Origin of the sequence: Streptomyces sp. NPDC012510 (genome assembly GCF_042955065.1) — a bacterium.
Lineage (GTDB): Bacteria > Actinomycetota > Actinomycetes > Streptomycetales > Streptomycetaceae > Streptomyces.
Genome location: NZ_JBIBEN010000012.1, coordinates 152,111 through 179,110, shown reverse-complemented (window position 1 = coordinate 179,110; position 27,000 = coordinate 152,111). Strand labels below are relative to the sequence as shown.

The following is a 27,000-nucleotide window of genomic DNA, read 5'->3' as shown; positions in this document are numbered from 1 at the left end:
TCAGGGGCACGCCCCGTGGGTGCCGTAGCGATCACTTTGGGCCGCGTGAACGGCCCGGGACACTCGTTGGTCGGCCGGTGTCACGAGTGAGGCGATGTTCCTGACTCTCAGCAGACCTGGGTGGCTTCGGCGCAGCTGACGTTCCAGCCGCTGGTGCAGCGTGAACCAGGAGGCGGGGCAACCGCTGCAGGCACCGCCGAGGCGGACGGTGACGATGCCGTCGCACACGTCGATGAGGTCAATGCTGCCGCCGTGCGACCGGGCGAACTCGCCCACCTCGCCGGCGAGAACCTCGCGTGCCACGCCGTACAGCTGTGCGTCGTCATCGCCGGCGGGGGTGCCGGCAACCGGGATCCACACGGCGGGGTCCTCGAGGGCGGCATGCAGCGCGGTACGGACCCGGGCTCCCTCCCGAGCCCAGTCGCGCCCCGCACCGAGGCGCGTGACGACGGCCTCGCCGTCCAGGGTGATCCGCGCGAGGATGCCGTCGGCCAGCAGCGCGGCCAGCGGTGCGGGCACCTCGGCGAGCGGGCCGCTGCCGGTGAGGGTCCCGGCGGGGATGATCCAGCGCAGCCGATCGGGTCGGCCGGGGACCTCCTGGGGGTGCATGGGGATCATCATGTCGACTCACCCGCCCAGCAGGACGGTGGCCGTTCGGGCCAGATAGGCCATCAACCAAGCGAGAACGGTCAGGTAGGTGAAGGCGATCGTCGGCCATCTCCAGGTGCCTGTCTCCCGGCGCAGGACCGCCACCGTGGCCATGCACTGCAGTGCATATACGAAGTAGACCAGCAGTGCCGCGATGGTGGGCGCCGTGAACACGGGCTCTCCGGCGTGCGGCCCGTCAAGGTGGGTCATGGCTTCCAGCGCCTGCGCCGGCTGTTCGGGGTCCTCGGCGGCGGCGACCTGTCCGAGGGTGGCGACGAAGGTCTCCCGGGCGCCCTGGGCCGACAGCACACCGACGTTGATGCGCCAGTCGAAGCCCAGCGGATCGAAGACCGGGGCGACCAGGCGACCCAGGCCGGCGGCGTAGCTGTGGTCGACGGTGTAGGCGGACACCGCGACGGAGTCGATGGTGTCGACGCCCGCCGCGCGCAGCTGCGCGTCCGTATGCAACGGCAGGTTCAGCAGCAGCCACAGCACGACGCTGGTGGCGACGATGACGGTCGTGCACTTGCGCAGGAAGGCGCGCGCGGAGGACCACATCGCCACCAGCACCGCGCGTGGGGCGGGCAGCCGGTAGGGCGGCAGCTCCATGAAGAACGGCACGGCCTGTCCGCGGCGGTCGCCGAGCTTCTTGAACGCCCAGGCGGCCAACATCGCCGAGACAGCGCCCAGCAGGTACAGGCCGAACAAGACCAGGCCCTGCGCACCCAACGGGCCGGCCTTGGCGGACGGGTCGACCAGCAGGCCGATGAGCAGCACGTAGACCGGCAGCCGCGCCGAACAGGTCATCAGCGGGGCGGCCATCATCGTGGCCAGGCGGTCCCTGGCCGACGGCAGGGTGCGGGTGGCCATGATGCCCGGGATCGCGCAGGCGAACGACGACAGCAGCGCCACGAAGGCCCGGCCCTCCAGGCCGAAGCGGGCCATCACCCGGTCCATCAGGAAGGCCGCCCGCGCCATGTACCCCACGCCCTCCAGCAGGGCCAGGAGCAGGAACAGCAGCACGATCTGCGGAACGAACACCAGCACCCCGCCCACCCCGCCGATGAGGGCATCCCCCAGGAATCCGGACAGCCACGGACTGCTGATGTGGGCGTCCACCTGGTCCGAAAGCCATGCGAACAGCGACTCCACCCCGTCCTGCAACGGGGCGGCCACGGTGAAGACGGTCTGGAAGAACAGCACCATCACCGCGAAGAACACCGTCGTCCCCCACAGCGGATGCAGCAGCACCGCATCCACACGCCGGGTGATCCGGTGGCGTTCCGGGGGCCGGTAGTCGGCGAAGGCCAGGACCGACTCCGCCCAGGCGTCCCACTCACCGGGCTCGGTGGGCGGTGGTACGGCCGGAGCCGGCCAGGCGCGCCACGTGGTGAGCTGCTCGCGCAGCTGCGCGATACCCAGCCCTCGGTGGCCAACCACGGGCAGTACCGGCACGCCGAGCGCCTGAGCGAGCGCGTCGACGTCCAAGCGGCCCTGACGGCGGGCGAGTTCGTCGGTGAAGGTCACCACGACACAGGTCGGCAGTCCGCGGGCCAGGACCTGGGCGACGAAGCCGAGGGAGCGCCGCAGCGTGGTGGCGTCCGCCACGACCAGCAGCGCGTCGGGCCGGTCGGCTCCCTCGAGTCGTCCGTCCAGTACGTCGACGGTGATCTGCTCGTCCGGGCTGATCGGCTCCAGGCTGTAGGTGCCCGGCAGATCCTCGACCGCGTGCTGGTGGCGGCCCGTCCGGGCTTCCCCGACGTAGCGGGACACGGTCACTCCGGGGTAGTTGCCGGTCTTGGCGCGCAGACCCGTGAGGGCGTTGAAGACGCTGGTCTTGCCCGAGTTGGGTGCGCCGACCAGGGCGATCCGTGGTGCTTCGGTCAGAGTCGCATCCGCGGCGCCGGAGTCGTGGCAGCCCGCGTTCACCGCTTCGCCTCGGTGACGTGCACGCACTCCGCCTGCGCGCGGCGCAGGCACACCTCGTAGTCCCTGACCCGGTAGAGGACCGGTTCACGCAGTGGCGCCCGGCGTACCACCTCCACGACCGCCCCAGGGGTGAAGCCGAGGTCGTGCAACCGGCGGACAACGACGGGCTCTCCGTCAGCGACGACCCCGATCACCGCGGCGTGGGTACCGCGTGCCAGGTCCGCCAAAGATCGCGGTAGGGGGCCGATGACGGTGGTTCCCCGGCCGTTTGCTGCCTCGAATTCCCCATCAGTGCCACTCATGTGTGTCTCCACGGCATTGCGCCGAGCACATCCGCCCAGCGAAAGATCACCAATAAGGTGAAGTTAGCCTTACCTGTCCAGCGGAGACCTGGGGCTTGCGGCCCTCAGGCATGGGCCCCTTGGCCCCTTCAGCCGGGCCACACGGCCCACAGCGGCAAGTCGGCTGCCAGACGGACAGGCGCACGTCAGGCTCAGACGCGGCGAGTTGCGGGACGCGCTCGGTGGTGCCGAGATAAGGCAGGGGAAGGCTGCGCCAGAAGGTGACCACGCCGGAGCGGAGCTGCTCGGCTGCTCCTGGGCCGTCGCGTGCAGGGCCCGTCTCTGCGGCCAATGGTCGAAATGCCGCAGGTGAACACAGCACTCCGCGTCGCCGCCGAGCGTGCGGAGGGTGCGTCCGGCCGCCCGGGACGGGTGTGGCGGGCGGCCGGACGGTGACCGAGCCGGGAGGGCACCGCTTCCAACTGCGGCCTCTGGAATGGAGAACGCACAGCCGGCAGATGGAGGCGGTGGTCCGTGGCCTCCTCCCGTTCGATCTCGGGAAGCAGCATCACCGGACCGCAGAAAGGTGCGCTCGGGCCGAACGGTCCCTTTGCCGGGGGCTGTTGGTCCCGGACCACGAGCGACGATCCGGACCATCCGGCCCACCCACACCAGGCGCTTCGGACCGGGCGCCGCACCGGGAACGGACCGTAGCGTTCACTCGCATGGACAACGGCACCAGTGCGGTGGCTTCAAAAGCCGACGACGAGAGGGAGCGTCGACTCGTCGCGCGACAGGGACCGGCGCGATGTCAATTCCCTGCGTTCACACGCTTGTCCTGTACCTCCGACGCGGAGGGCTTTCCCTCCTCGGCGACTTGAGGCTCATCGGGTCCGCAGCTGTCTGCGCCGACCGTTGGTCGGCGCTTGTGCACCCGTCACGGCGGTGACAGACCTCCGTCGGCCCCAGCCCCACAAGCCTTCACTCCCTCTGTCGGCGCGGCCCGTCGAGCACGGCGTGCCACCCGGCCCCGCACTCACCGGCTGCATGCCGCGACCGGCCCGCAGAAAGACGCGCATGATCTTCGAAGACCTCCGGACAGCCTGCCGCAAGGACCCCGCTCTGCACGGCGTCCACGTGGTCGAGGTCCTGCTGTATCCCGGCCTGTGGGCGATCTGGGCCCACCGGGTCGCCCACCGGCTGTACCGGCTCGGTGTGCTGCTGGTGCCCCGGCTGCTGTCCCAGCTCGCCCGGGCGCTGACCGGCATCGAGATCCACCCGGGTGCGGTCGTGGGCCGCCGCTGCTTCATCGACCACGGCATGGGCGTAGTGATCGGCGAGACCGCCGTCCTGGGCGACGACGTGATGCTGTACCACCGCGTCACCCTGGGCGGCACCGGCTGGTGGACCGACACGAAGGCTGCCAAGCGGCACCCCACCATCGGCGACCGGGTCGTCCTCGGCGTCGGCGCCACCGTCCTCGGCCCGGTCCTCGTCGGCCACGACACGATCGTCGGCGCGCACGCCCTCGTGCTGCGTGACGTCCCCGCCCACTCACGTGTCCACGCCCCCCAGGCGGCCTCCACCGCCCGCCCTCACGGCACAGCGCCGGCGGCGGCCCACGCCGGGATCCTCACCTCCGCAGACAAGAAAGAAGGACGGCCATGACGGCGACGCGCCCCTCGATCATGCCCTCGATCACGGCCCTGATAGGCCGTACTCCTCTGGTGGCGCTGCACCGCTACGGCGGGGACCTGCCCGTGCGCCTTGTTGTGAAGCTGGAGTCCGCCAACCCTGGTGGCAGCGTCAAGGACCGCATCGCTCTCGCGATGATCGAGGACGCCCAGGACACCGGTGCGCTCCGGCCCGGGCAGCGCATCGTCGAACCGACCAGCGGCAACACCGGCATCGGCCTGGCCATGGTGGCCGCCGCCAAGGACTACCCGGTCACCTTCACCATGCCCGAGAGCATGAGTACCGAGCGGCGCGCACTGCTGCGTGCGTATGGCGCGGAGCTGTTCCTGACCCCGGCCGCCGAGGGTATGCGCGGCGCGGTCGCCCGGGCCACGGAGCTGGCCGAGCGCCACGGCTGGTTCATGCCGCAGCAGTTCCATAACCCGGCCAACCCGGACGCCCACCGCCGCACCACCGCCCAGGAGATCTGGCAGGACACCGCCGGCCAGGTCGACATCCTGGTGGCCGGCGTCGGCACCGGCGGTACCGTCACCGGCGTCGGACAGGTTCTCAAGGAGAAGAACCCCGACATCATCGTGGTGGCCGTGGAACCGGCGGAGTCGGCCGTGCTGTCCGGCGGCTCCCCCGGCCCGCACCGCGTCCAGGGCCTCGGCGCGGGCTTCGTCCCCGATGTCCTCGACACCGAGGTCTACGACACCGTGCAGCGCGTCTCCGCGCCCCAGGCACGCGCCGCGGCCAGGCGCCTGGCCCGCACCGAGGGCATCCTCACCGGCGTGTCCGGCGGAGCCGCCCTCCACGCGGCCACCACCCTCGCCCACTACCCACAGCACCAGGGCGCACTGATCGTCGTCGTCCTGCCCGACACCGGGGAGCGCTACCTCAGCACGGACCTGTTCCATGATGAATGACGGCTCTCCGGGCCCGGAACACAGAGCGAAGCCATGAACCGCACGCCGCCTGCCGAGACGGGCCCACTGGCCCCTTCGATCGGGACGTTCGGCCCCCGCACCCCACCACCATTCCGAGTTAGGTTCGCCTAAGTAACACCGATACAGGCAGAGAGCGAGGCACGAACATGGCATCGACAGACCATTCGGCCCTGCAGAAGAACATCCCCCTTCCCGGCGACGGACTGGACGCCTCCCGCATGCCCGGCCACTGGCTGCTGGCCCGCCTGGGCAAGCGGGTGCTGCGCCCCGGCGGTGTGGAGCTGACCCGGTGGATGCTGGACGCCCTGGGCGTGGACCCGGAAGACCGAGTGGTGGAGCTGGCCGCCGGCCTCGGAGCTACCGCCCGGCTGACCCTCGCCCGCCACCCGGCCACCTACACCGCCGTCGACCGCGACGCCACCGCAGTGGCCGCGCTCAGCGCCCTCCCCACCCCCAGCCCGACCCAGGTGCGCGCCGTACGGTCGGACGCCGCGGACACCCGGTTGCCGGACGGCGACGCCACCGTCGTGTACGGCGAGGCGATGCTGACCATGCAGCCCGAACCCGCCAAGCGGCGCATCGTACGAGAGGCCCTTCGTCTGCTCGACGGCTCCACCGGCCGGTACGCCATCCACGAACTGTGCCTGTTGCCCGACGATCTCGACCCGGCACTCGCCGAGCGGATCACCCATGACCTGCACAAGGCCATCCACGTCGGTGCCCGCCCCCTGACCCCCACCGCCTGGAGTGAGTTGCTCGCCACCGAGGGTTTCACCGTCACTGCCATGAAGACGGCACCGATGGCACTGCTCGAACCACGCCGACTGATCGCCGACGAAGGAGTGGTCCCCGCGCTGCGCATCGTCGGCCGGGCACTGCGCCACCCGGCCGCCCTGCGCCGCGTACTGCACATGCGCCGCGTCTTCCACCGCCATCGCGACCACCTGGGCGCGATCAGCATGCTCGCCGTCCCCACCCCGTCCCAGTCCTGAGGAGGAACCCCGGATGACCGCCACCGTGATCACCGACCTGGCCGCCGAACTGACCGTGCCCGAGGACGGCACCCTCAGCCGCGTCCTGTACCGCGACGACCGCCTGCGCGTGGTCGGCTTCGCCTTCGCCACCGGCCAGGAACTGACCGAGCACACCTCCGCCCTGCCCGTCGTCATCCAGGTCGTCAAGGGCCGGCTCGACCTCGTCCTGGGCGAGGAGAAGACGGAGGCGACGCCTGGGAGTTGGATCCACCTGCCCGCGCGGCTGCCGCACACGGTGCGCGCCACCGAGCCCAGCGTCATGCTGCTGACCATGCTGCCCGTCCCGGAGCCGTCGGGAGCCGGGGTGCCTCCCGCAGCATGACCTACGCCCGGCCGCGTGCCCTGCCCTGCCCTGCCCTGATCAGCGCACCAGCGCCGCTGCCACCATGGGCGGCAGCACGTCGCACAGGTCGGTGACCTCAACATGGCCGGCGTGCCGCTCGGTGAACTGCGCGACGGAGACGTCCAGGGAGCCGAAGGACTCCTCGAACACGCGGCGCGCGTGCAGGGTGCGGTCCAGCGCCCAGGCCGCCGTCGCCTTGGAGGTGCTCAGGAAGCGGCCGGGCTCGGGCCCGACGACGAACAACTCGGCGCGACGGCCCGTGCGGTCAGCGGCGAGCATGACCAGGTCCTTGAACGTCTGCCGCTTGCGCATGGCGTCCGCGCCGCGCCACCGCGCCAGTTTGAACTCCGCCACGCGCCGGTCCGTCTCCAGGTCGAACGGCCGACGCGGGTCGTTGCCGGCGGCCAGCGAAGGACGTACGGAGATCTCCTCCCCGTCCTCCAGGAGATGAGGCAGCGCCAGCACGATCCCGGCCGCGTGGATGAGGTCGTTCAGCCGACCGAGGCGCTCACGCACCGTCAAGGCCGCCACCATCAGTTCCGGACCGAAACCCCGGGCGGCGGCCATGTCACCGACCTCCCTCACGGGCCTTCCCACCAGGTCCCGCTCCAGAGAGGCGATGGCCGCGGTCAACGGCTCAGCGCCCAGGAAGCCCGCCAACAGCGCTACGGCTTCCCCCAGTTGAGGAGTATCCATGCCATCGGCCGCTTCGTCTGTCATGAACGGCATTGTGCCCGGTGGCGCTTCGATAGCCCGGACCCGGCTGGCTCTCGTAACGGGGCCGATCGGCCCTCACAGACGACCCCGTTGGTCTCTGCCGCCATCGATCGCCGATCCGCCACCGTAGGTGTGATGGTCAGGTCCGTCGTACCCGGAGGGATACACGCATGCTGAAACGGAGTGGCAGGGTGTTGCTCTGGCGCTGGCGGCGCAACCTGCTCAAGCGGCGCTCCGACGTTGCCGAAGCCTGGATCGGCGTGGCAGCGGTGGCGATGCTGCTGTTCATAGTGCCCGCCGTGGGCATGGCGATGGCCGACTTCGGCGAACGCTCCGCCCTCGACCAGGCGCAGGGTCTGCACCGCACTGCCGCGCACCTCGTCGAGGACGCCCCCGCGACACCGTCACGCTTCTCCGGGATCGCAGACGACCACGTGCGGGCGACCGTGCGGTGGACGACGCCCGACGGCTCCCCCAAGACCGGCGAGGCCCTGGTGGCAGCGGGCAGCAAGGCGGGCTCGTCCACCACGGTGTGGCTCGACAACGCGGGCCGCCTTCGTCCCGCCCCGCCCACCCCCGCTCAGGCCAGCTCACAGGGAGCCGCCCTCGGCGCTGCGGCCGGGGCGGGTGTGTGCGTGCTGGTCGTGGGCGGCTGGTGGATCGTCCGGGTACGGCTGGATGTGCATCGCAGGGCGCAGTGGGACCGGGCCTGGGCGGAGTTCAACGCCCACCGGGGCCACCGGCACGCGTAGGACACCTCCAACAGCAGGGCCGAACACGTCCTATTCCTGCGGCCCCCTACGTGGTTCTGCGAATCCCTGCCACCTCCACAACCCCTTGGAATAGGATCTCCCTCAAGCGGAGCTGAGCGCCCGACTCACCGCCAAGAGGGACCGTGTGCCACGCAAGGTAACCGAAGCTGAGGCTATCGAGGCCCTGACCAGCCGTGGAGCGCGCCCGCTGGAGCCGTTTCCGGGGACACAACTTCCCTGGAAATGCCTTTGTCTCACCTGCAAGGAGGTGAGCTCGCCGCGCTACAACGACGTCGTGAACAAGGGGACCGGGGTCTGCAACAAGACCTGCCGCTCACTCAAAATCGCAACCAAGCTCACCCGCGATGGGGCTCAGGCTGCTGCCGTCATGCTCACGTGGGGCTGGGACCCGCTTGAGGACTATCCGGGGGCGGGCAAGACGTGGCCGGCCCGATGTGTCCACTGCGGGGTCATCAAGCCGAAGAAGTTGTCACACGTCCAGAACGGTCGCGGCGGCTGCACCAAGTGCGCCGGGCGCGATGTCACCGATGAGTCCGCGCGGAAGCTAATGGCGGAGGCTGATCTGAAGCCCCTCGTCGACTATCCGGGCTCGCTGCAGCCTTGGCTGTGTCGTTGCGTGCGTTGCGGTCACGTCGGAACTCCCACCTACGCCAAGGTCCGTGCCCGCGGTCACCAATGCTGGTCGTGCCGTTCGGAGAAGATCGCGGACGCGCTGCGGCTCGGCGCCGCAGAAGCCGTCGCCAGCATGCTGGAGAAGGGACTCGATCCGCTCCTCCCCTATCCAGGCAGCACCGACCTGCCCTGGAAGGCGCGCTGCCTGACCTGCGAGACGGTCCTGGCCCCTGGTCCGACGCTGCACAACATCCGAGGCCCACAGGGAGGCTGCCCGACCTGCGCAGAGCGCGGCATCAACCCCGTCCGGCCGGGCTACCTGTACCTCGTCGTCCACGACGGCCACCGCGCTCTGAAGTGGGGAATCGCCAACCTCGAACAACGCATCACCCAGCACGTGTCCCAAGGCTGGCAGCTGGTCGCGCGCTGGGACTTCGAGCTCACCGGTGATGCGTGGGCCTTCGAGCGCCAGATCAAGATCTGGATACGCGGGCGGGGGATTCCGCGAGCGCTGACCGCCGACCAGATGAAGTACGGCGGACATACAGAGACTGCGTTCCTTGCCGATATTGACCTTCAACTGGTGCTGCAGTACATCGAATCCCTGACTGGCCGCCTCCCAGAACCACCGCCGTTGCCCTGAATCAGTCTTCCGCGTGGGCCAGCCACAGGTCCGGGCCGAAGACCTCGTAGCGGATGTGCCGGGCGGGAATGCCGGCCTGGAGCAACTGGGCACGTACGGCGCGCATGAACGGCAGCGAGCCGCACAGGTAAACGTCGGCGTCCGCGGGGAGATCCACCTCGGCAAGGTCCATCAGGCCGGTGCGGGCGCCCGCTTCGTCGGCGGTGTCCTGCTCGTACCAGAACTGGGCTCGTCCATCAGGGAGTTCGCCGACAAGTCGGTGGGTATCCGCGCGCAGGGCGTGGTCGGCCGGGGAGCGGTCGGCGTGCAGCACCGTGACCGGACGAGTGCTGCCGGTGGCCACGAGGTGCTCGAGCATGCCGACCATCGGGGTGCAGCCGATACCGGCCGAGATGAGCAGCAGCGGGCTGTCGGCATCGTCGAGGACCACGTCGCCGAACGGCGCGGACAGGGTGAGTTCGTCGCCGGCCCGGACCGTACGGTGCAGTTGGTTGGACACCTCGCCCTCGGGCGCCTCCGCCACGCTCGCAACGCGTTTGACGGTGATGCGCCGCAGGCGATCGCCGGGGGCGTTGGACAGGCTGTACTGGCGCACCTGGTGGACGCCGTCGGGCATCTTCACCCAGACGCTGACGTACTGCCCGGCGCGGGCGGGCGGAAGCGGTCCCTCGTCGGCCGGGCGCAGCAGGAAGGAGACCACGTCGGGGGTTTCCTCCCGCCGTTCCACCACGGTCCACTGCCGCCACGGATGCCGGGAATCAACCTGGGCCTCCTGATACAGGCGGGCCTCTTGGGCGATGAGGGCGCCGGCCATCAGCCAGTACACCTCGTCCCACGCGGCCGCGACCTCCGGGGTGACCGCTTCCCCGAGCACGTCGGCGATGGCCCGGAACAGGTACTTGTGGACGATCGTGTACTGGTCTTCGGTGACACCGAGCGCGGCGTGCTTGTGGGCGATCCGGGACAGCAGCGCGTCCGGCCGGGCGTCGGGGTCGGCGAGCAGCGCCTGGGCGAAGGCCGCGATGGAACCCGCCAGGGCACGGCGCTGCTGGCCACTGGCCTGGTTACCGCGGTTGAACAGCCCGTCCAGCAGCTCGGGCTGCTCGGCGAACATCGTGGCGTAAAACCGCTCCGTGATCTCGTCCAGGGCCCCGCCGACGGTGGGCAGGGTGGCGCGGACCACGGCGGCCGACTCGGGCGAAAGCATGGATCTTCTCCCCGGTACGGGATGTGCAAGGGGAATGGCGCTCACCGTCGCGGCCAGGCCCGTCCAACTGGGGCAGACGTGACAGCGCGCCTTCTGGGTGGAATCGATCGGCTCGTATGAGTTCGGACATCCCAAGACCGAGTCCCTCGGTCCGTCACGGACGGCGACACACGCCAGTAGACCTCCGACAGTCCCGGCCCGTTCGCGTCATGGGTGTCGCGCTTGTTCCGCACGGCTCTCCAGTGACGGACATGCAAAACACTCCCACGAGACTTTCCCGGCTACGGGCCGTCTACCGGCAGTCTCGGACCAGGCCGGACCGAGCCGGTGTTGACCTCGTCACGTCAACACGTCAACCTTTAACACTCAGTCCACGCCCGGCGTATGCCGCCTGGCGGCACAGTCAGTCGGATGGAATGGCACGCGCATCGGAGGCAGCCGGCTCGGATCCGAGAGCGGGACGTGGTGTGGCCTGCGCGGCCGCGCGTGGCGTGCGGCCGCCGTCGGGGCCGTACCCGAACCGGATCAGCAGCTGTGGGCACGGTTTTCTCGATCCGCCCATCGCCGACCGCAGATCCATCCACTCCATCGCCTGGTGCAGCATCGAGGTGCGTACCCCGTGCACCGTCGCCGTGAGCAGTACGCGCTGCAGGGCCTGGCCGGCCCGCAGCCAGTCCTCGCGCCGGTCCCACGAGGTCCACAGCAGCCCTACCTGGGCGTGGCGTTCGAAGCGCAGCGCGGGCAGGTGCGGCAGGGGCAGCCGGCCGGTGAAGTCCCGCATCGGCATCCGCCCGGAGGCATCCCGGGCACCCAGCGCTGTGATGGGGATGCCGTAGGGGGTGTTCCTTCCCGGGGCGGTGAGCCAGGTGCGTGCCTCGGCGGTACGGGCGGGATGGGATGCGTTGCGGGCCTCGGCCGCCTGGGTCAACTGCAGCAGACGCCGGGTTCCCATGATGTCGGGAACGTCCAGGTGCGCGCCCTCGGCCCGGGCGGCGGTGATCATCTGCGTCACGATCGGTTCGGGCACAGGGCGGCCGGTGAAGGGCATCCGGCTGGTGTGACGCCGCTCGATTGCTTCGTACAGGCCGCCCAGGGTCGAGGGTCCGTCCTCGGTGGGCCGGGCGAGGAGCACGCGGGCGAGCAGGTCGGGATCGTCCGCGTCGGGCAGCAGACGGACGATCGGTTCCCAGTCCAGGTGTGCCGCGGCCACCCGGAGGTTGAAGACGGCCGCGCCCACCGACAGGTGCTGGGCACGCAGGTCAGGATCGGTCATCGGCAGTGGCCGTCTGCGGTCGGCGCGGACCTCGACCGACCGGCTGTCCGGGTCCAGGCCGAACCGCCAGGGCTGTGTGTTGTGGATCGACGGTGCTGCCACCGCCGCGGCCAGCAGGGACCGAACGGCTGTGGCGTCGACTTCCCGGGTCTGCATGACGGCTCTCCTCTAAAAAGCTCTCCCCCGTACCGCCAACCCTGCGCCACGGTCCCCGGCTCGGGAGAGGGTTGACCGGCCCTTCCGGGCCGGCCATACGGCCTTGAAACCGCGAGCCTGACGCACCGGTCTGTCCCGTGAAGGGCATGCCTGTCAGCCCCTCAGCCGGTCCATGTCAGGGCCTGACATGGACCGGGCCGGCCACCCTCGGGGGAGCACTCGCCAGGAACCCGCAGGCAGGCCCCACGACGAACTGCGGGCGGGGTTCCGCCCGGTCTTGGTCGGATGGCCAGCCAGGACCCTCGCCCGGCCTGTCTTGTCCGGCCCGACCTGCCTGCTCATCAGGGCCATACGCCGCCACAGGGCGGGCCGATCGGCCCTGCTGTCGCGACGGCCTCGGCTGACACCGTGTCAACCGGGCGCAGCAAGCGCCTCATTCACCCTGGAGGTCGTGCCATGCCCCGTACTGTGACCGTCGGAATGGACGGCTCGCCCGAAAGTCTCGCTGCCGCGGAGTGGGCCGCGCGCGAGGCGGAACTGCGTGGCCTCCCCCTGCACCTGGTGCACGCCTGGGACTGGCAGCCCTACGCCCTGCCGGTGCCGGACGACGCGGCACACCGGCACTGGGGCGGGCGTGTCCTGCGCGAGGCGGCCGAGCGGCTGCACGAGCACCACCCCGGCCTGGAGATCACCTCGCAGCAGGTTCCACAACCGCCCATGACGGCGCTGGTGTCGGCGTCCGCGGACGCCGACCCGCTGGTCATCGGATCCCGGGGCCTCGGCGGCACCGTGGGATTCCTGGTCGGTTCCGTCGGGCTCGCTCTCGTCGCGCACACCGACCGACCCGTCGTCCTCGTACGCTCCGGTGTAAGCGCAGAGGACGAGCACCAGATGGACGCGGACGGCCGGCCGTCGAGCACGACGCCGTACCGGGACGTTGTGCTGGGGCTGGACCATCAGCACCCCGACGACGCGGTCATCGCGTTCGCGTTCGAGGCGGCGGCCCGTCGTTCGGCCAGGCTGCGCGTGGTGCACGGCTGGAGCCTGCCGCCCTACTTCGCCTACGGGCTCCCCTTGGACCCGGTACTGAACGCCGAACTCGCCCGCGAGGAGGCGAGCGCCGTCGAGGCGGCCCTGGCGCCGTGGCGCGAGAAGTTCCCCGGCGTGGAGGTCGTCGAGCAGACCTCGGTCGGCAGCGCCGGCGACCATCTGGTGGACGCCGCCCGCGAGGCGTCGCTGGTCGTCGTCGGCCGCCGTATCCGGCGCACCCCGCTCGGCGCCCGCATCGGACCCGTCACGCACGCGGTGCTGCACCACGCCACGGCGCCGGTCGCGGTGATCCCGCACGAGTGACCGAAAGACCGAGTGATGGCTGCGAGGTGCAGCAGGGTCCGGGGCACGGGCCGGGCCCCGGACGCGGCACCGCTGCCGGTCTCCTCGGGTCCCGCAAGCGCGAGGACCGGCATGGGAAGGGACGACCGGCCCGTGCGGGACCCGGGTCGGCCCTGTATCAAGAAGGCTGAACCACACGCGGCGCACACGAGCGGCGTCGAGCCCGTCGACGGCCGGAGAGCCATGTCTTCCTGCCTAACCAGGGCTGGGGGTCCTCGGTCACACGATGTCGAGAACATCTCTCACCGGGCGGCGAGGGGTGGCCGGGCCCCGGGGGCCATAGCCGAGTCGCAGCACCATCTGCACGTGGCCCGTGCCCAATCCTGGGTCTCGGGCCAGCAGGCGCAGCTCGCGGTCTTCCAGGGCGTGGGAGGTCAGGGAGGTGGCCAGGTCGGCCAGAGTGGCTTCCAGCAGAACCCGTTCCAGGGCCTGTCCGGCGCGCAGCCAGTCCGTGGGTGTGTCACCGGGGGTGCTCAGCAGGGCCAGGTGCGGGGTGTGCTCGAAGGCGGTGCTGCCGCGGTCGGCCACCGGCCGGCGTCCGGTGAAGTCACGTACGGGAGCCTTGCCGTCCCGTTTGCGCGGGCCGAAGGCGTACTCGGGGACGCCGTCGACGGCGGTGTCCGCCTCCGCTCCGAGTCGGGTCCAGCGGATGAGGTCGGCGCGGGCGCCGGGGTCCATGGCGTCGCGGCTCTCCGCATCGCGGACCAGGTCGAGCACGGTCTCGGCGTGCCAGGGGCCGGGGAAGAGCAGGACGGCCGACTCGCGCGCCGCCGCATTCTGCAAGGCGGCTTGGACGTCCTCGGGGATGTCCTTCTCGGCGAAGGGATGGCGGCTGGTGTGCCGCTGCCGGATCGCCTCATGCAGCCGCGCCAGGTCGTCCTCCCGCAGGCGTCCCTCGTCCGGATCGGCCAGATGGACGGCCGCGAGCAGCAGCGGATCCTGTGGCTCGGGCAGCAGCCGGATGTCGGAAGCGAGGTCCGTGTGCGCTGCGGCGACGCGCAGGTTGAACAGCGCCGCCCCGCAGCCGATGTGCAGCGCCCGGTTGCCGGGATCGGACCGGGGCATGGCCCGCGCGAGGTCGGCGCGCAGCAGCAGGAGGCGCTCGTCGACGACGTACTGGAAACGCCAGGGCTGCGCGTTGTGCATGGACGGAGCCGCGGTGGCCTCGGCCACGAGCATGGTCACCGTCTTCTCGTCGAGTTCGCGCGAAGCCATGGAATCCTCCTGTCTTGCCCCGCCGTGACGCGGGCCCCACCAGGTACCGCATAAGCGGCTGGCCTACGGGTCGGCGCCATGGCCACAACGGCGGTCCGGCCACCATCACCCGACGGGCCGATTCCAGTGTCTGCCCGGCGGCACCGCCGAGCACCTGGAATCCGCACGCCGACGTAGCCAGTTCCCACAAACCGATGATGGAGTCAGGCGCGGACGCCGGGATCGACGATCCGCGAGGGCTCCCCCGTACCCGACCGGAAGGCGGCGCCCGCGCCGCCGGCTCCCATCTGCCCTCTCGGCCCCCGGCCGGTTGATCAGGCCCGTGGGAGCGTGCGGGCGACGTACTCGGTGAGGTCGAGCAGCCGGTTGGTGTAGCCCCACTCGTTGTCGTACCAGCCGAAGACCTTCACCAGCTCGCCCTGCGCCTGGGTCAGCGGGGCGTCCAGGACGCAGGAGGCGGGGTCGCCGACGACGTCACGGGATACGATCGGGGCGTCCGAGACGCGCAGTATTCCCTTCAGCGGTCCGTCGGCGGCCTCCCGGAACGCGGCGTTGACCTCGTCGGCGGTCACGGGCCGCTCCAGGATCACGCTCAGGTCGGTCAGCGAGCCGTCCTCGACCGGCACGCGGACGGCGATGCCGTCGAGGGTCCCGGTCAGCTCCGGCAGGACCAGGCCGACGGCGCGGGCGGCGCCGGTGGAGGTGGGGATGATGTTGACGGCGGCGCTGCGGCCGCGGCGCAGGTCCTTGTGCGGGCCGTCGAGGACCACCTGGTCGTTGGTGTAGCCGTGGATGGTGGTCATCAGGCCCTTGACGAGGCCGAAGTGCTCGTCGAGCACCTTCACCATGGGCGCCACGCAGTTGGTGGTGCAGGAGGCGTTGGAGACGACGTGGTCGCTCTCCGGGACGTACGTGCCCTCGTTGACGCCCATCACGACCGTGGCGTCGACTCCCTTGCCCGGCACGGAGAGCAGTACCTTGCGGGCGCCGGCCTTCAGGTGCAGGCCGGCCTGCTCGCGGGTGCGGAAGCGGCCGGTCGACTCGATGACCAGGTCCACGCCGAGGTTCGCCCAGTCCAGCTCGGCCGGGTCACGCTCGGCGGTCACCACGATGCGGTGCCCGTCCACGGTCAGTGAGGCGTCGTCGTGCTCGACGGTGCGGCCCAGGCGCCCGTACGTCGAGTCGTACGCCAGCAGATGGGCCAGTGCCCCCGGCGAGGTGAGGTCGTTGACCGCCACGACCTCGACCGGTGCGCCGGTACCGCTCTCCGCGCGCTCCAGCACGCAGCGCAGGTAGTTGCGTCCGATGCGGCCGAAGCCGTTGATGCCCACGCGCACGGTCATGTCCGTCGCCCTCCCGATCAGCGCCCGGCGGTATCCGGGGTGCGCTGCCAGCCTGCTGGCCAGGGAGAGGATCCGGCTTGGGCCGCACGGGGGTCAGGTGAGGGACCTTCGGCCCTGCGGGCTGCGGCTGCGAGGGGCAGCTCAGCGTCCTTCGTGCCGCAGCCGGTCCTGGGCCTGCGTGGCGATCACCGCGGCCTGGATGCGCCGCTCCACGCCGAGCTTGGCGAGCAGGCGGGAGATGTGGTTCTTGACGGTCTTCTCAGCGAGGTAGAGCCGCTGGCCGATCTGGCGGTTGGTCAGGCCCTCGCCGATCAGGGCCAGGATCTCCCGCTCCCGGGCGGTGAGCCCCGGCAGGGCGTCCGGCTCCTCCTCCGGCTGCTGGTCCTGGCGCAGCCGGGCCATCACCTTGGCGGTGGCGCTCGGGTCGAGCAGGGACTGGCCGGCGGCCACCGTGCGAACGGCCGAGACCAGGTCCGTGCCCTGGATCTGCTTCAGCACGTATCCGGAGGCTCCGGCCATGATCGAGTCCAGGAGGGCCTCCTCGTCGTCGAACGAGGTCAGCATCAGGCAGGACAGTTCCGGCATGCGTGAGCGCAGCTCGCGGCAGACGGTCACGCCGTCGCCGTCGGGCAGGCGCACGTCGAGCACGGCCACCTGCGGGCGCAGTGCGGGTACGCGCACCAGGGCCTGCTCGACGGTGCCGGCCTCGCCGATCACGGTGATGTCCGGCTCGTCGTTCAGCAGGTCGCGCACCCCGCGCCGTACCACCTCGTGGTCGTCCAGCAGGAAGACCCGGATCGGGTTGTCGGTACCGGGTCGCTCGCTGTCCGCCATCGACGGCTCCTGTCCTGTGTCGTCTGTCTCGAGAACCGAAAACCGCCAATTGGGCGGGACCGGTCCTTCCCTGTCGCAGATCCTGCGCGATTCCGGGCCGAACGGCCAGGGCCGACCGGCCCTTTTCGCTCCGATGTTCCCGTGTTCCCACGCGTACCGGTTCTGATCGCCTACCCGGCAGAGGAGACCGGGCGGGCCCTCACCGTGAGGACCATGCCGTCCAAGTCGGGACCATCGGCCCCTGGAACCGCAGCCGCGTGGTCGTGAGGCTCGGGACGAGGGCCGGCGCACTTGTCCGCGGCCCGCTGATCCCCTATCGGACGCGGAGGTCTCTTCCCATGATTCGCCCCATCACCGTCGGCCTGGACGGCTCCCCCGAAAGCCTGGCCGCCGCCGACTGGGCCGCCCGCGAGGCGCAGCGCCGTGGCGCGCCGCTGCATCTGGTGCATGCCTGGATCTGGCAGCCGCACGACGTGCCCGTCGCACAGGATCTGGACACGCAGAAGCACTGGGCCCAGCGCGTGCTGCGGGAGGCCGAGAAGGAGCTGCGCGGGCGGCATCCGGAACTGGCGGTCAGCACCGAGCAGATATCCGACCTTGCGGCCGAGGTGCTGCTGGGCCAGGCGGAGAAGGCCCAGACGCTGGTGCTGGGCTCCAGCGGTCACGGCGCCATTGCCGGGTTCCTGCTCGGTTCCGTCGGGCAGCAGGTGCTCGCCCGGGCGAACAGCCCGGTGGTCATGGTGCGGGCAAACGCCCGCTCGGCCGCCAAGCACGACGGTGGAGAGGTCATCGTCGGGCTCGACGACCTCGGCGACCCCACCGCGCCGCTGCTGGAATTCGCCTTCGACGCGGCCGCCACCCGCAGGACCGCACTGCGCGCCGTGCACGCACCGAACCTGCCGCCGCTATACGGACATGGCCCGATTGTGGGGCAACTGGCCAGCCAGGAAGGCGGCATCACGGGGCAGGCGGAGAAGGAACTGTCCGCCGCTCTCATACCGTGGCGCGAGAAATACCCGCAGGTCCCCGTCGCCCACACGATCGATCTCGCCCGCCCCTCCGGAGTCGTACTGAAGGCCGCCGCGCAGGCCGGACTCGTGGTGGTCGGCCGCCGAGTGCACCGCCCAGCGCTCGGTATGCGCATCGGGCCGGTGGCCCACGCAGTGCTGCACCACGCCGCCGCCCCGGTCGCCGTGGTGCCCCACCACTGAGGGCCGGATTCCGCTCGACTTCAGGGCCGAGCGGCCCCACCACCGAGGACGTCCAGCACCTGCCGCCGCGGCACAGCCCGTTCGACCCTGGAACCGCACCGCACCGACAGCCAAGACAGACCCGAGGAGCACCACATGAAGGCAGCAGTCGTCCGATCCTTCGGCGAGCCGCTGGTGATCGAGGACCGCCCGGACCCGGAGCCCGGACCCGGCCAGGTCCGCATCCGCCTCGAGGCGTCCGGACTGTGCCACACCGACATCCACGCCGCGCACGGCGACTGGCCCGTCAAGCCCAGCCCGCCGTTCGTCCCCGGCCACGAGGGCGTCGGCATCGTCGAGGCGCTCGGGGACGGTGTGACGCATCTGGCGGTCGGGCAGCGGGTTGCCGTGCCCTGGCTGGGCTGGGCCTGCGGACGGTGCGAGCACTGCCTGTCCGGCTGGGAGACGCTCTGCGAGAAGCAGCAGAACACCGGCTACAGCGTGGACGGCGGCTACGCCGAGAAGATGCTCGCCCCGGCCGACTTCGCCGCCCCGGTCCCCGACGGCATCGACCCGCGCGACGCGGCCCCGCTGACCTGCGCCGGCGTGACCACGTACAAGGCCCTGAAGGTCGCCGGCGTACGTCCCACCCAGCTGGTGGCGATCTCCGGTATCGGCGGGCTCGGCCATCTCGCGGTGCAGTACGCGAAGATCGCCGGAGCCACTGTCGCCGCGATCGACGTCACCGACGACAAGCTCGAACTCGCCCGGGAGCTCGGCGCGGACATCCTCATCGATGCCCGCAAGGAGGACCCGGCCGAGGTGCTGAAGCAGCACGGCGGCGCCCACGCGGCGATCGCGCTGGCCGTCAACGAGCAGGCGTTCGCCTCCGTCTACGGCGGTCTACGGCGCGGCGGCAAACTGGTCATGGTCGCCCTGCCCGCCGGCGGCACCATCAGCGTGCCGATCTTCGACACCGTACTGAACGGCACCTCCGTCATCGGTTCGATCGTCGGCACCCGCCAGGACCTCGACGAGGTGTTCCAACTGCACGCCGCCGGACGCACCAAGGTGATCTACGAGACCCGTCCGCTCGACACCGTCAACGACTCCATCGCCGACGTCCTCGGCGGGCGGATCAAGGCACGCATCGTCTTCGAGATGTGACCCGCCCGCGCCTGGCTGCCGCACCTCGTGCACCGATCGGGGTGCAGCTCCGCGAGTGGCCGAGGCGCACTCTCCCTCCGGGAAGCAGGAAGGAAGAACACCGTCATGGTCCGTTACGTGTACGACTTCACCGTGGGCGGCCGTGACCTGGCCGACCTGCTCGGCGGCAAGGGCGCCAACCTGGCCGAGATGACCCGCATGGGCCTGCCGGTGCCGCCCGGCTTCACCGTCACCACCGAAGCCTGCCGCGCCTTCCTCACCACCGGTGCCGAGCCGGACGGTCTGGCCCGCGAGATCTCCGATCACCTCACCGCCCTGGAGCAGGCCGCCGGACGGCGGCTGGGGCAGCCGGACGACCCGCTGCTGTTGTCCGTCCGGTCCGGGGCCCGGTTCTCCATGCCCGGCATGATGGAGACGATCCTCGACATCGGCCTGAACGACGAGTCCATGCTGGGGCTGGCGAAGTCCTCCGGGAACGAGCGCTTCGCCTGGGACTCCTACCGCCGCCTTGTGCAGATGTTCGGCAGCACGGTCATGGGTGTCGACAGCGCGCTGTTCGAGAACGCCCTGGCCCGCCTCAAGGAGGCCAGGGGTGCGGCGGACGATCTGGGGCTGGACGCGGCCGATCTGGCCGGGCTCGTCGAGTTCTACAAGGAGCTGGTCCGCCAGGAGTCGGGTGAGTTCTTTCCGCAGTCGCCGGCCGAGCAGCTGCGCCGTGCGGTCCTGGCCGTCTTCGAGTCCTGGAACGGCGAGCGCTCCCGCCTCTACCGGCGGCGCGAGCACATCCCCGACGACCTGGGCACCGCGGTGAACGTGCAGACCATGGTCTTCGGCAACCTCGGTTCCGACTCCGGCAGCGGCGTCGCCTTCACCCGCGACCCGGCCACCGGCGCCCGAGGCGTGTACGGGGACTACCTGTCCAACGCGCAGGGCGAGGACGTCGTCGCCGGCATCCGCAACACCGTCCCGCTGGACGAACTGGGCCGCCTGAACCCCAAGGCGTTCGCCCAACTCCGCGACCACATGACCACGTTGGAGGCCCACTACCGGGACCTGTGCGACATCGAGTTCACCATCGAACGCGGCAGGCTGTGGATGCTGCAGACCCGGGTCGGCAAGCGCACCGCCGAGGCCGCGTTCGCCATCGCCGCCGAGCTGGTCGACGAGGGGCTGATCACCCCGGACGAGGCTCTGGCGCGCGTCAGCGGGGACGGGCTGGCCAGGCTGATGTTCCCCCGCTTCGACACTTCTGCCGTCGGTGAGGCGCTCGCGCACGGCATCCCGGCCTCGCCGGGCGCCGCCGTCGGCGCGGCGGTGTTCGACTCCGCCGAGGCGGTCCGGCGTGCCGCGACCGGGGAGAAGGTCGTCCTCGTACGGCAGGAGACCACCCCCGATGACCTGCCCGGCATGGTCGCCGCCCAGGCCGTGCTGACCAGCCGGGGCGGCAAGACCAGCCACGCGGCCGTGGTCGCCCGCGGCATGGGCAAGGTGTGCGTGTGCGGGGCTGAAGAGATCACCGTGGACCCGCAGGGCCGCCGCTTCCGCGTCGGCGGCACCACCGTCGAGGAGGGCACGGTCATCTCCGTCGACGGCTCCGACGGTGCCGTCTACCCGGGCGCTGCTCCACTGGTCGACTCCGCGGTGATGCGGTACTTCGAGACCGGCGAGCAGGGTGAGCGCTCGGCCGGGCTGGTCGACGCCGTGGCCCGGGCCATGCAGCAGGCCGACGGCGTACGGCGGTTGGGTGTGCGGGCGAACGCCGACACGCCCGAGGACGCCGCCCGGGCCCGACGGTTCGGCGCCGAGGGCATCGGGTTGTGCCGCACCGAGCACATGTTCCTCGGCGACCGCCGCCAGCTGGTCGAGGCGATGATCCTGGCCCGCACCGACGCCGAACGCGACCGCGCCCTCGACGCGCTGCTGCCGCTGCAACGGCAGGACTTCGTCGGCATCCTGGAGTCGATGGACGGCCTGCCGGTCACCATCCGCCTCCTCGACCCGCCGCTGCACGAGTTCCTGCCCGACCGCACCGAACTCGCCGTCCGCCTCGCCGCCGCCGAGGCACACGGCAACCCGCCCAGCACACACGACGCCGAACTGCTGGACGCCGTGAACCGCATGCACGAGGAGAACCCCATGCTCGGCCTGCGCGGCGTACGCCTCGGCCTGGTCGCGCCGGGCCTGGTCGCCATGCAGGTACGGGCCATCGCCGAGGCAGTCGTCGAGCGCAAGCGCGCGGCCGGCGACCCGCGGGCGGAGATCATGGTGCCGCTGATCGACACCGTGGAGGAACTGCGACTCGTACGCGAAGAAGTGGAGCAGGTCCTGGCCCAGGTCTCCAAGGAGTCCGGCGTCCCCGTCGAATGCCCGGTCGGCACGATGATCGAGCTTCCGAGGGCTGCTCTGACGGCCGGCAGGATCGCCGAGGAGGCGGAGTTCTTCTCGTTCGGCACGAACGACCTGACCCAGACCACCTGGGGCTTCTCCCGCGACGACGTCGAGGCGGCCTTCTTCTCCGCCTACCTCGACAAGGGCATCTTCACGGTGTCCCCGTTCGAGACCATCGACCGCGCGGGTGTGGGCCGCCTGGTCGAGATCGCGGTCGCCGAGGGGCGTGCGGCCCGGCCCGGGCTGAAGATTGGTGTCTGCGGCGAGCACGGCGGTGACCCGGATTCCGTGCACTTCTTCCACGGCGTGGGGCTGGACTACGTCTCCTGCTCACCGTTCCGGGTCCCGGTCGCCCGCCTGGAGGCCGGACGGGCCGCGTTGCCCGAGACGAAGACCAGCGACAGCAGGTGACACGCCCCCGCAGGGCCGGAGGTGAAAGACCCGGCTTCGGTCCTGCGGGCCGTCGGCTGCAAGTGAGATGACGATGTGCGGCGGTGCGCCGCCGCACCTATGCGGAGACAGCACGATGGAGACAACGTTTCGAGGCGTCGGTGTCAGCCACGGTGTGGTGATCGGCACGGTACGGCACATGGTGACCGCGGTCCTTCAGCCGCCCGACCGGCGGATCCCGGCCGAGGCCGTGGGGGGTGAACAGGGCCGCGCCCGGCGGGCGGTGGACGCGGTCGCCGCGGATCTCACGGCGCGCGGTGCCCTGGCCGGCGGTGAGGCACAAGCGGTCCTCGAAGCCCAGGCCCTGATGGCACAGGACCCCGAACTGATGGCGGAGGTCGAGCGACGTATCGCCGGGGGCAGCTGCGCCGAGCGCGCGGTCTTCGGCACGTTCGCCGCGTACCGGGCGTTGCTGGCGCAGACCGGCGAGTACCTCGCGGGCCGGGTCGCCGATCTGGACGACGTACGCGACCGCATCATCGCCCGGCTGCTGGGCGTGCCCATGCCGGGCCTGCCGGACAGCAAGGAACCCTACGTGCTGCTCGCCCGCGACCTGGCCCCGGCGGACACCGCTCTGCTCGACCCGGACCTGGTCCTGGGCTTCGTGACCGAGCAGGGCGGGCCGACGAGCCACAGCGCCATCCTCGCCCGCGCCCTTGGCGTACCGGCCGTCGTGGCTCTGCCCGGCGCCACCGGAGTGGCCGAAGGCACCGTCGTCGCGATGGACGGGAGTACCGGCGAGGTGTTCCTGGAGCCGGATGCCCGCAAGCGCGCAGAGCTTGAGCGTCAGGTCGCCGCCCACAAAGCGGCCCTGACCTCCAGCTCCGGTCCCGGGACCACCGCGGACGGACACCGAGTGCCGCTTCTGGCGAACATCGGCGGCCCGGCGGACGTGCCCGCCGCCGTCGCGGCGGGTGCCGAGGGCGTCGGCCTGTTCCGCACCGAGTTCCTCTTCCTCGACGACAACAAGCAGGCGCCCTCCGAGGAACGCCAAGTGGAGGCGTACCGCCAGGTGTTCGAGGCGTTTCCCGCGGGCCGGGTGGTGGTGCGGGTGCTGGACGCGGGCGCCGACAAGCCGCTGGACTTCCTCACCCCGGGCGACGAGCCGAACCCGGCACTGGGCGTGCGTGGACTGCGCACGCTGCTCGACCACCCCGGCATACTGCACGCGCAGCTGCGGGCGCTGGCCGCGGCGGCCTCGGGCCTGCCTGTACAGCTGGAGGTGATGGCGCCGATGGTCGCGGACCGCGCGGACGCCAAGGCGTTCGCCGACGCCTGCCGCCAGGCGGGCCTGCGTGCGAAGACCGGCGCGATGGTCGAGATCCCCTCGGCCGCGCTGCGCGCCCGTGCGATCCTCCAGGAGGTTGGGTTCCTGTCGCTGGGCACCAACGACCTCGCTCAGTACACCTTCGCCGCCGATCGGCAGGTGGGCGCGCTCGCCCGGCTGCAGGACCCGTGGCAGCCCGCCCTGCTCGACCTCGTCGCCGTGGCCGCCGACGCCGCGAACGCCGAGGGCAAGAGCTGCGGGGTGTGCGGCGAGGCCGCCGCCGACCCCCTGCTCGCCTGCGTCCTCACCGGACTCGGCGTCACCAGCCTGTCCATGGGCGCCGCATCACTGCCGTACGTCCGCGCCGAACTGGCCCGGCACACCCTCGCCCAATGCCGACGGGCAGCCGCAGCGGCCCGCGCCGCGGACACCGCCGAGGAGGCACGCGCAGCGGCCCGCACCGTCCTGTCCGGCACGGACGAACCGTTCGGGGAGGCTGCCTGACGCCCTCGACCGCCCCGCGCACCCGGTTCGCCGGCACCGGGTGTGAGTAGTTGAGGTACAGGAAGTAGCGCCGAGATTGATCATGCTGAGCGCCTGGTCGGCGGGAGGTGATGGCCTCTTCGGGCTCTACCGGTCGCGCGGACGCGCACACCAAAATGGAGTCTTGCCGATCGATTGGGGGGCGATGGACGAGTCAATGCGTTACGTCGACTCTGCTGCCGCAGAGCTGCTGGCGGCGGCACGAGAGGCACAACTGGGTAAGGGGGACATCGACAGCCTGCTCGGCAAGTACAGGGCCCTCGTCGCGCAGATCACGGATGAACCGCCCGGTCGTGTCGTCGTTCGCGATCAAGCCGACCGTGCCGGGCTCGTCAGGGACTGCAAGGAGCTGGCGATCTCCATCCGCGCCAAAGCCTGGAACCACGTCGGCCTGAAGGAGATCTTCGCTCGTCACGCGGTTGAGTGGGGGTTGGAGCGGCAGGCACCTCATCCGGCCCCAAAGCCTCCAGGGAGGCGTAAAACAGTGCGGAGGCGGTCGGCTCCCATCGTGACAGCGGACCGCAACGTACGTGATACCGACGAACAAGAGCTTGCACGAACAGCTCTTCAGCCGGGGACGGCAGAGGATTTGCTCGACATGGCCGTCCGAGCCATCCTCCAGCCCGATTGGCTTCCGTTGCTCCCCGTCGATGCGCTCGCGGCGGCTGTTCAGTGCATCACCACCAGGAGAGGCACCGCACTTCTGCAGCGCATCGACGGTCGGCTCCAGGAGGCACCTACGCACGTGCGGCGCATCGACAGCCCGCGTAACCCCCCAGGCCCCCGGCCAGGAATCGGCGGATCTCACCCTGGCGGCTCCTGAAGGCTCCTTCGGCCTGGGGGCCTTGACACAACCACTAGCGCGAAGACCCTTTCCTGCATTGTCAGGTGGCAGTTGTGCTGGACATGGGCAGTGGCCGGTGGGGCGGTGCCGCATCTGGCGCAGCGCCTCCAGGCTGCGCTCCGCCCGGCGTTCCTGCAGGTATCCGATGGGTGGCGCTGATGAGCAGGACGACGGTGATGACGAGGGCGTCCTTGATCTCGTCGACAATTCCAGCGACGGCGGCGGCAAGCAGGATGCCGATCAGCCAGCTGCGGAACTGGTCCAGCAGGCACAGCCACTGCGGCCGACGGGCCGGTTCGGCCAGTTCGTTGGCTCCCAGGCGGCGGTCCGCTGCTCGGCGTCGCCGTGGTCAGGCCCGTGGCCGGGACCACGGCGAGCAAGACCGCCGCTTCGGCGGCGTCGCGTCGGTAAGTGTCCGGCTGCGGGGGCGTCTGTACCTACAGGCTGTGGTCCGAGGCCGTAGTCCGCTGAGGCACGGTCACCCCTTGCCGCGCACGACGGTGACAGGGCAGTAGGCGTGGTGCAGCAGGGCCTGGCTGACCGAGCCGAGCAGGAGGCCGGTGAAGCCGCCCCGGCCCCGGGCTCCGGCCACCACCAGCTGGGCGCCGCGACTGGCGTCGATCAGGGCCGGGCGGATTCGGGAACGCACCAGGCGCCGCTCCACCTCGACCTGGGGATAGACCTTCTGCCAGGAGGCCACCGTCCCGTCCAGCAGGTGCTGCTCGGCCTCACGGAGACGGTCGGCGTCCGCCACCACAGCGGTCAGGGGGTCGCCGGGGCCCTCGTAGGCGCGCTCGCTCCACGTGTTCCACACGTGTGCGGCCACCAGCGGCGCCCCGCGCAGTGCCGCCTCGGCGAACGCGAACTCCACCGCCGCCTCGCCGGCCTCGGAGCCGTCCACGGCCAGGAGGACGGGGCCGGCCGGATCGGGGCGGCCTCGCACCACCATCAGCGGGCAACGGCCGTGGGCGGCCAGGTGCACCGCTGTCGAGCCCAGCATCAGCCCGGCGAAACTGCTCAAGCCCCGGCTGCCGACCACCGCAAGCGACGCCGACCGCGACTCGATCTCCAGCACTTCGAGCGCCTCCCCGGCCACCACCGACCGGGTGATCTCGATGTCCGGCGCGATCGCGTGCGCCCGTTCCTCGGCGCGGGCCAGAGCCCCCCGCACCATCGGCTCCAGGCCGTGGTCGGCGGGGTTCCACGGTGGCGCGCCGATCGGCAGGTGTCCGGGCCCATGACCGAAGGCGTGCACGATCCGCAGTCCCACCCCGCGCAGGTGCGCCTCACGGGCCGCGGCCTCGACCGCGCCGATGCTGGAGGCGGAACCGTCCACTCCTACGATCACTGGATCACTCACTGGATACTCCCGTCCCGGAACACAGCCGACGCGCGGCCCTTCGGCTCCCGAGTCTCGGTGCAGCCGGCCCGTTACGCCCAGGGGCCCTCAGGCCGCCCCAAGGGGCCACTCGGCCCTGTCGGGTACCCGCGGGGGCCCAGGACACTGATCACCAGCAGCGCAGGAACGGACACCTGTGGTACGAGGGCTTGAGTACCCCGCGACGCCTGCCGAAGACCTGTGCACGGCGGGCCGGGACCACCGCCCCGCGCGGAGAATCCTGATGCGTGACGACGGGGAGTTCACATGGACGTCAACGAGGTGCTGCTGCCCGGAGTGGGGCTGCGGTACGAGTTCGTCAACCACGAGGGCGACCGGATCGGGGTCATCGCCCAGCGCTCGGGCGACTTCGAAATGGTGGTGTATCCCGGTGACGATCCCGACGAGGCCCACCCGGTCCTCCGGCTCACCAGCCAGGAGGCCGACACCCTCGCCGAGATCCTCGGCGCCCCGCGCATCGCGGAGCGGTTCGCCGACCTGACCCGCGAGGTGCCCGGTCTGAACGCGGGTCAGGTCGAGGTACGTCCCGGCAGCCCGTTCGCCGACCGAGCCCTGGGAGACACGCGGGCCCGGACCCGCACTGGCGCCTCGATCGTGGCTGTCGTCCGTGGCGAGGAGGTGATCGCCTCCCCCGGACCGGGCCAGACCCTGCGGGCCGGGGACACCCTGGTGGTGATCGGCACCCGCGAGGGCATCGCCGGCGTCGAGCGCATCGTCCAGGGCTGACC

24 protein-coding genes are annotated in these 27,000 nt (G+C 71.0%); 13 read left to right on the top strand and 11 right to left on the bottom strand.

What is annotated here, in order from left to right:
* The 3 genes from ACFY9I_RS23190 to ACFY9I_RS23180 are packed head-to-tail and all read right to left on the bottom strand — an operon-like array spanning position 1 to position 2,879.
* Entirely contained in the window at positions 1-609 is a 609-nt protein-coding gene (locus tag ACFY9I_RS23190; protein WP_391004526.1) for a NifU family protein, read from the bottom strand.
* Positions 610-627: 18 nt separating this feature from the next.
* On the bottom strand, positions 628-2,577 hold the full coding sequence (locus ACFY9I_RS23185; RefSeq protein WP_391004524.1) for a FeoB small GTPase domain-containing protein: 1,950 nt from the start codon (positions 2,575-2,577) through the stop codon (positions 628-630).
* Complete coding sequence (locus tag ACFY9I_RS23180) at positions 2,574-2,879, bottom strand: FeoA domain-containing protein (protein ID WP_391004522.1); 306 nt, start codon at positions 2,877-2,879, stop codon at positions 2,574-2,576. The genes ACFY9I_RS23185 and ACFY9I_RS23180 overlap by 4 nt, the downstream gene beginning before the upstream one ends.
* A gap of 1,056 nt (positions 2,880-3,935) precedes the next feature.
* Between ACFY9I_RS23180 and epsC the strand changes: the two genes are divergently transcribed.
* The 4 genes from epsC (at position 3,936) to ACFY9I_RS23160 (ending at position 6,838) form a co-directional block, all read left to right on the top strand.
* On the top strand, positions 3,936-4,526 hold the full coding sequence (epsC, locus tag ACFY9I_RS23175; RefSeq protein ID WP_391004521.1) for a serine O-acetyltransferase EpsC: 591 nt from the start codon (positions 3,936-3,938) through the stop codon (positions 4,524-4,526).
* Complete coding sequence (cysK, locus tag ACFY9I_RS23170; protein ID WP_391004519.1) at positions 4,523-5,461, top strand: cysteine synthase A; 939 nt, start codon at positions 4,523-4,525, stop codon at positions 5,459-5,461. The genes epsC and cysK overlap by 4 nt, the downstream gene beginning before the upstream one ends.
* A 167-nt stretch (positions 5,462-5,628) precedes the next feature.
* On the top strand, positions 5,629-6,474 hold the full coding sequence (locus tag ACFY9I_RS23165; protein WP_391004517.1) for a methyltransferase domain-containing protein: 846 nt from the start codon (positions 5,629-5,631) through the stop codon (positions 6,472-6,474).
* A gap of 13 nt (positions 6,475-6,487) precedes the next feature.
* Positions 6,488-6,838: a cupin domain-containing protein gene (locus ACFY9I_RS23160; RefSeq protein ID WP_391004515.1), complete on the top strand. Its 351-nt coding sequence runs from the start codon at positions 6,488-6,490 to the stop codon at positions 6,836-6,838.
* Positions 6,839-6,877: 39 nt separating this feature from the next.
* Here ACFY9I_RS23160 and ACFY9I_RS23155 read toward each other — a convergent pair whose 3' ends face one another.
* The gene (locus ACFY9I_RS23155) at positions 6,878-7,579 is read right to left on the bottom strand and encodes a PE-PGRS family protein (RefSeq protein WP_391004513.1); all 702 of its coding nucleotides are present in this window, start codon (positions 7,577-7,579) and stop codon (positions 6,878-6,880) included.
* A 167-nt stretch (positions 7,580-7,746) separates the two neighbouring features.
* On the opposite strand from ACFY9I_RS23155, the gene ACFY9I_RS23150 reads away from it, so the two are divergent.
* Together ACFY9I_RS23150 and ACFY9I_RS23145 are read left to right on the top strand one after the other, a co-directional pair.
* Complete coding sequence (locus tag ACFY9I_RS23150) at positions 7,747-8,328, top strand: hypothetical protein (protein WP_391004511.1); 582 nt, start codon at positions 7,747-7,749, stop codon at positions 8,326-8,328.
* 268 nt (positions 8,329-8,596) lie between these two features.
* Entirely contained in the window at positions 8,597-9,604 is a 1,008-nt protein-coding gene (locus ACFY9I_RS23145) for a hypothetical protein (RefSeq protein ID WP_391004509.1), read from the top strand.
* Position 9,605: 1 nt separating this feature from the next.
* Here the strand turns inward: ACFY9I_RS23145 and ACFY9I_RS23140 are convergent, their stop codons facing one another.
* Both ACFY9I_RS23140 and ACFY9I_RS23135 read right to left on the bottom strand, forming a co-directional pair.
* The gene (locus ACFY9I_RS23140) at positions 9,606-10,811 is read right to left on the bottom strand and encodes a globin domain-containing protein (RefSeq protein WP_391004507.1); all 1,206 of its coding nucleotides are present in this window, start codon (positions 10,809-10,811) and stop codon (positions 9,606-9,608) included.
* A 403-nt stretch (positions 10,812-11,214) separates the two neighbouring features.
* A complete protein-coding gene (locus tag ACFY9I_RS23135; protein ID WP_391004505.1) occupies positions 11,215-12,240 on the bottom strand; it encodes an Acg family FMN-binding oxidoreductase in 1,026 nt (341 codons plus the stop codon).
* A 456-nt stretch (positions 12,241-12,696) separates the two neighbouring features.
* On the opposite strand from ACFY9I_RS23135, the gene ACFY9I_RS23130 reads away from it, so the two are divergent.
* A complete protein-coding gene (locus ACFY9I_RS23130; protein ID WP_391004503.1) occupies positions 12,697-13,593 on the top strand; it encodes a universal stress protein in 897 nt (298 codons plus the stop codon).
* 258 nt (positions 13,594-13,851) lie between these two features.
* On the opposite strand, the gene ACFY9I_RS23125 is transcribed toward ACFY9I_RS23130, so the two are convergent.
* The 3 genes from ACFY9I_RS23125 to ACFY9I_RS23115 form a co-directional block, all read right to left on the bottom strand.
* Complete coding sequence (locus ACFY9I_RS23125) at positions 13,852-14,847, bottom strand: Acg family FMN-binding oxidoreductase (protein ID WP_391004501.1); 996 nt, start codon at positions 14,845-14,847, stop codon at positions 13,852-13,854.
* 314 nt (positions 14,848-15,161) lie between these two features.
* Positions 15,162-16,190, bottom strand: a complete 1,029-nt coding sequence (gap, locus tag ACFY9I_RS23120; protein ID WP_391004499.1) for a type I glyceraldehyde-3-phosphate dehydrogenase — start codon at positions 16,188-16,190, stop codon at positions 15,162-15,164.
* Positions 16,191-16,331: 141 nt separating this feature from the next.
* Positions 16,332-17,024: a response regulator gene (locus ACFY9I_RS23115; protein ID WP_391004497.1), complete on the bottom strand. Its 693-nt coding sequence runs from the start codon at positions 17,022-17,024 to the stop codon at positions 16,332-16,334.
* Positions 17,025-17,362: 338 nt separating this feature from the next.
* Here ACFY9I_RS23115 and ACFY9I_RS23110 point away from each other — a divergent pair, with 338 nt between their 5' ends.
* From ACFY9I_RS23110 to ACFY9I_RS23090, 5 genes are all read left to right on the top strand, one after another.
* Complete coding sequence (locus tag ACFY9I_RS23110; RefSeq protein ID WP_391004495.1) at positions 17,363-18,235, top strand: universal stress protein; 873 nt, start codon at positions 17,363-17,365, stop codon at positions 18,233-18,235.
* A 135-nt stretch (positions 18,236-18,370) separates the two neighbouring features.
* On the top strand, positions 18,371-19,381 hold the full coding sequence (gene adhP / locus ACFY9I_RS23105; protein WP_391004493.1) for an alcohol dehydrogenase AdhP: 1,011 nt from the start codon (positions 18,371-18,373) through the stop codon (positions 19,379-19,381).
* 105 nt (positions 19,382-19,486) lie between these two features.
* Positions 19,487-22,180, top strand: coding sequence for a pyruvate, phosphate dikinase (gene ppdK, locus ACFY9I_RS23100; protein ID WP_391004492.1), 2,694 nt, complete (start codon positions 19,487-19,489; stop codon positions 22,178-22,180).
* Between the two features lie 115 nt (positions 22,181-22,295).
* The gene (ptsP, locus tag ACFY9I_RS23095; protein ID WP_391004490.1) at positions 22,296-23,990 is read left to right on the top strand and encodes a phosphoenolpyruvate--protein phosphotransferase; all 1,695 of its coding nucleotides are present in this window, start codon (positions 22,296-22,298) and stop codon (positions 23,988-23,990) included.
* 184 nt (positions 23,991-24,174) lie between these two features.
* Entirely contained in the window at positions 24,175-24,852 is a 678-nt protein-coding gene (locus ACFY9I_RS23090; protein ID WP_391004488.1) for a hypothetical protein, read from the top strand.
* A 61-nt stretch (positions 24,853-24,913) separates the two neighbouring features.
* Here ACFY9I_RS23090 and ACFY9I_RS23085 read toward each other — a convergent pair whose 3' ends face one another.
* Entirely contained in the window at positions 24,914-25,147 is a 234-nt protein-coding gene (locus ACFY9I_RS23085; RefSeq protein WP_391004768.1) for a hypothetical protein, read from the bottom strand.
* A 204-nt stretch (positions 25,148-25,351) separates the two neighbouring features.
* Positions 25,352-26,233 carry a universal stress protein gene (locus ACFY9I_RS23080; RefSeq protein WP_391004486.1) on the bottom strand — a complete coding sequence of 294 codons (882 nt, stop codon included), beginning with the start codon at positions 26,231-26,233 and terminating at the stop codon, positions 25,352-25,354.
* 285 nt (positions 26,234-26,518) lie between these two features.
* On the opposite strand from ACFY9I_RS23080, the gene ACFY9I_RS23075 reads away from it, so the two are divergent.
* Entirely contained in the window at positions 26,519-26,998 is a 480-nt protein-coding gene (locus ACFY9I_RS23075) for a TrkA C-terminal domain-containing protein (RefSeq protein WP_391004484.1), read from the top strand.
* Positions 26,999-27,000: the final 2 nt, after the last annotated feature.

Bases quoted from the DNA above. Each gene is read 5' to 3' on its own strand.
- cysK (WP_391004519.1), top strand. From the start codon at position 4,523: ATGACGGCGACGCGCCCCTCGATCATGCCCTCGATCACGGCCCTGATA.
- ACFY9I_RS23150 (WP_391004511.1), top strand. From the start codon at position 7,747: ATGCTGAAACGGAGTGGCAGGGTGTTGCTCTGGCGCTGGCGGCGCAAC.
- epsC (WP_391004521.1), top strand. From the start codon at position 3,936: ATGATCTTCGAAGACCTCCGGACAGCCTGCCGCAAGGACCCCGCTCTG.
- ptsP (WP_391004490.1), top strand. From the start codon at position 22,296: ATGGAGACAACGTTTCGAGGCGTCGGTGTCAGCCACGGTGTGGTGATC.
- ACFY9I_RS23160 (WP_391004515.1), top strand. From the start codon at position 6,488: ATGACCGCCACCGTGATCACCGACCTGGCCGCCGAACTGACCGTGCCC.
- ACFY9I_RS23180 (WP_391004522.1), bottom strand. From the start codon at position 2,879: ATGAGTGGCACTGATGGGGAATTCGAGGCAGCAAACGGCCGGGGAACC.
- ppdK (WP_391004492.1), top strand. From the start codon at position 19,487: ATGGTCCGTTACGTGTACGACTTCACCGTGGGCGGCCGTGACCTGGCC.
- ACFY9I_RS23140 (WP_391004507.1), bottom strand. From the start codon at position 10,811: ATGCTTTCGCCCGAGTCGGCCGCCGTGGTCCGCGCCACCCTGCCCACC.
- ACFY9I_RS23115 (WP_391004497.1), bottom strand. From the start codon at position 17,024: ATGGCGGACAGCGAGCGACCCGGTACCGACAACCCGATCCGGGTCTTC.
- adhP (WP_391004493.1), top strand. From the start codon at position 18,371: ATGAAGGCAGCAGTCGTCCGATCCTTCGGCGAGCCGCTGGTGATCGAG.
- ACFY9I_RS23090 (WP_391004488.1), top strand. From the start codon at position 24,175: ATGGACGAGTCAATGCGTTACGTCGACTCTGCTGCCGCAGAGCTGCTG.
- ACFY9I_RS23165 (WP_391004517.1), top strand. From the start codon at position 5,629: ATGGCATCGACAGACCATTCGGCCCTGCAGAAGAACATCCCCCTTCCC.
- ACFY9I_RS23190 (WP_391004526.1), bottom strand. From the start codon at position 609: ATGCACCCCCAGGAGGTCCCCGGCCGACCCGATCGGCTGCGCTGGATC.
- ACFY9I_RS23155 (WP_391004513.1), bottom strand. From the start codon at position 7,579: ATGACAGACGAAGCGGCCGATGGCATGGATACTCCTCAACTGGGGGAA.
- ACFY9I_RS23130 (WP_391004503.1), top strand. From the start codon at position 12,697: ATGCCCCGTACTGTGACCGTCGGAATGGACGGCTCGCCCGAAAGTCTC.
- gap (WP_391004499.1), bottom strand. From the start codon at position 16,190: ATGACCGTGCGCGTGGGCATCAACGGCTTCGGCCGCATCGGACGCAAC.
- ACFY9I_RS23075 (WP_391004484.1), top strand. From the start codon at position 26,519: ATGGACGTCAACGAGGTGCTGCTGCCCGGAGTGGGGCTGCGGTACGAG.
- ACFY9I_RS23110 (WP_391004495.1), top strand. From the start codon at position 17,363: ATGATTCGCCCCATCACCGTCGGCCTGGACGGCTCCCCCGAAAGCCTG.
- ACFY9I_RS23125 (WP_391004501.1), bottom strand. From the start codon at position 14,847: ATGGCTTCGCGCGAACTCGACGAGAAGACGGTGACCATGCTCGTGGCC.
- ACFY9I_RS23135 (WP_391004505.1), bottom strand. From the start codon at position 12,240: ATGCAGACCCGGGAAGTCGACGCCACAGCCGTTCGGTCCCTGCTGGCC.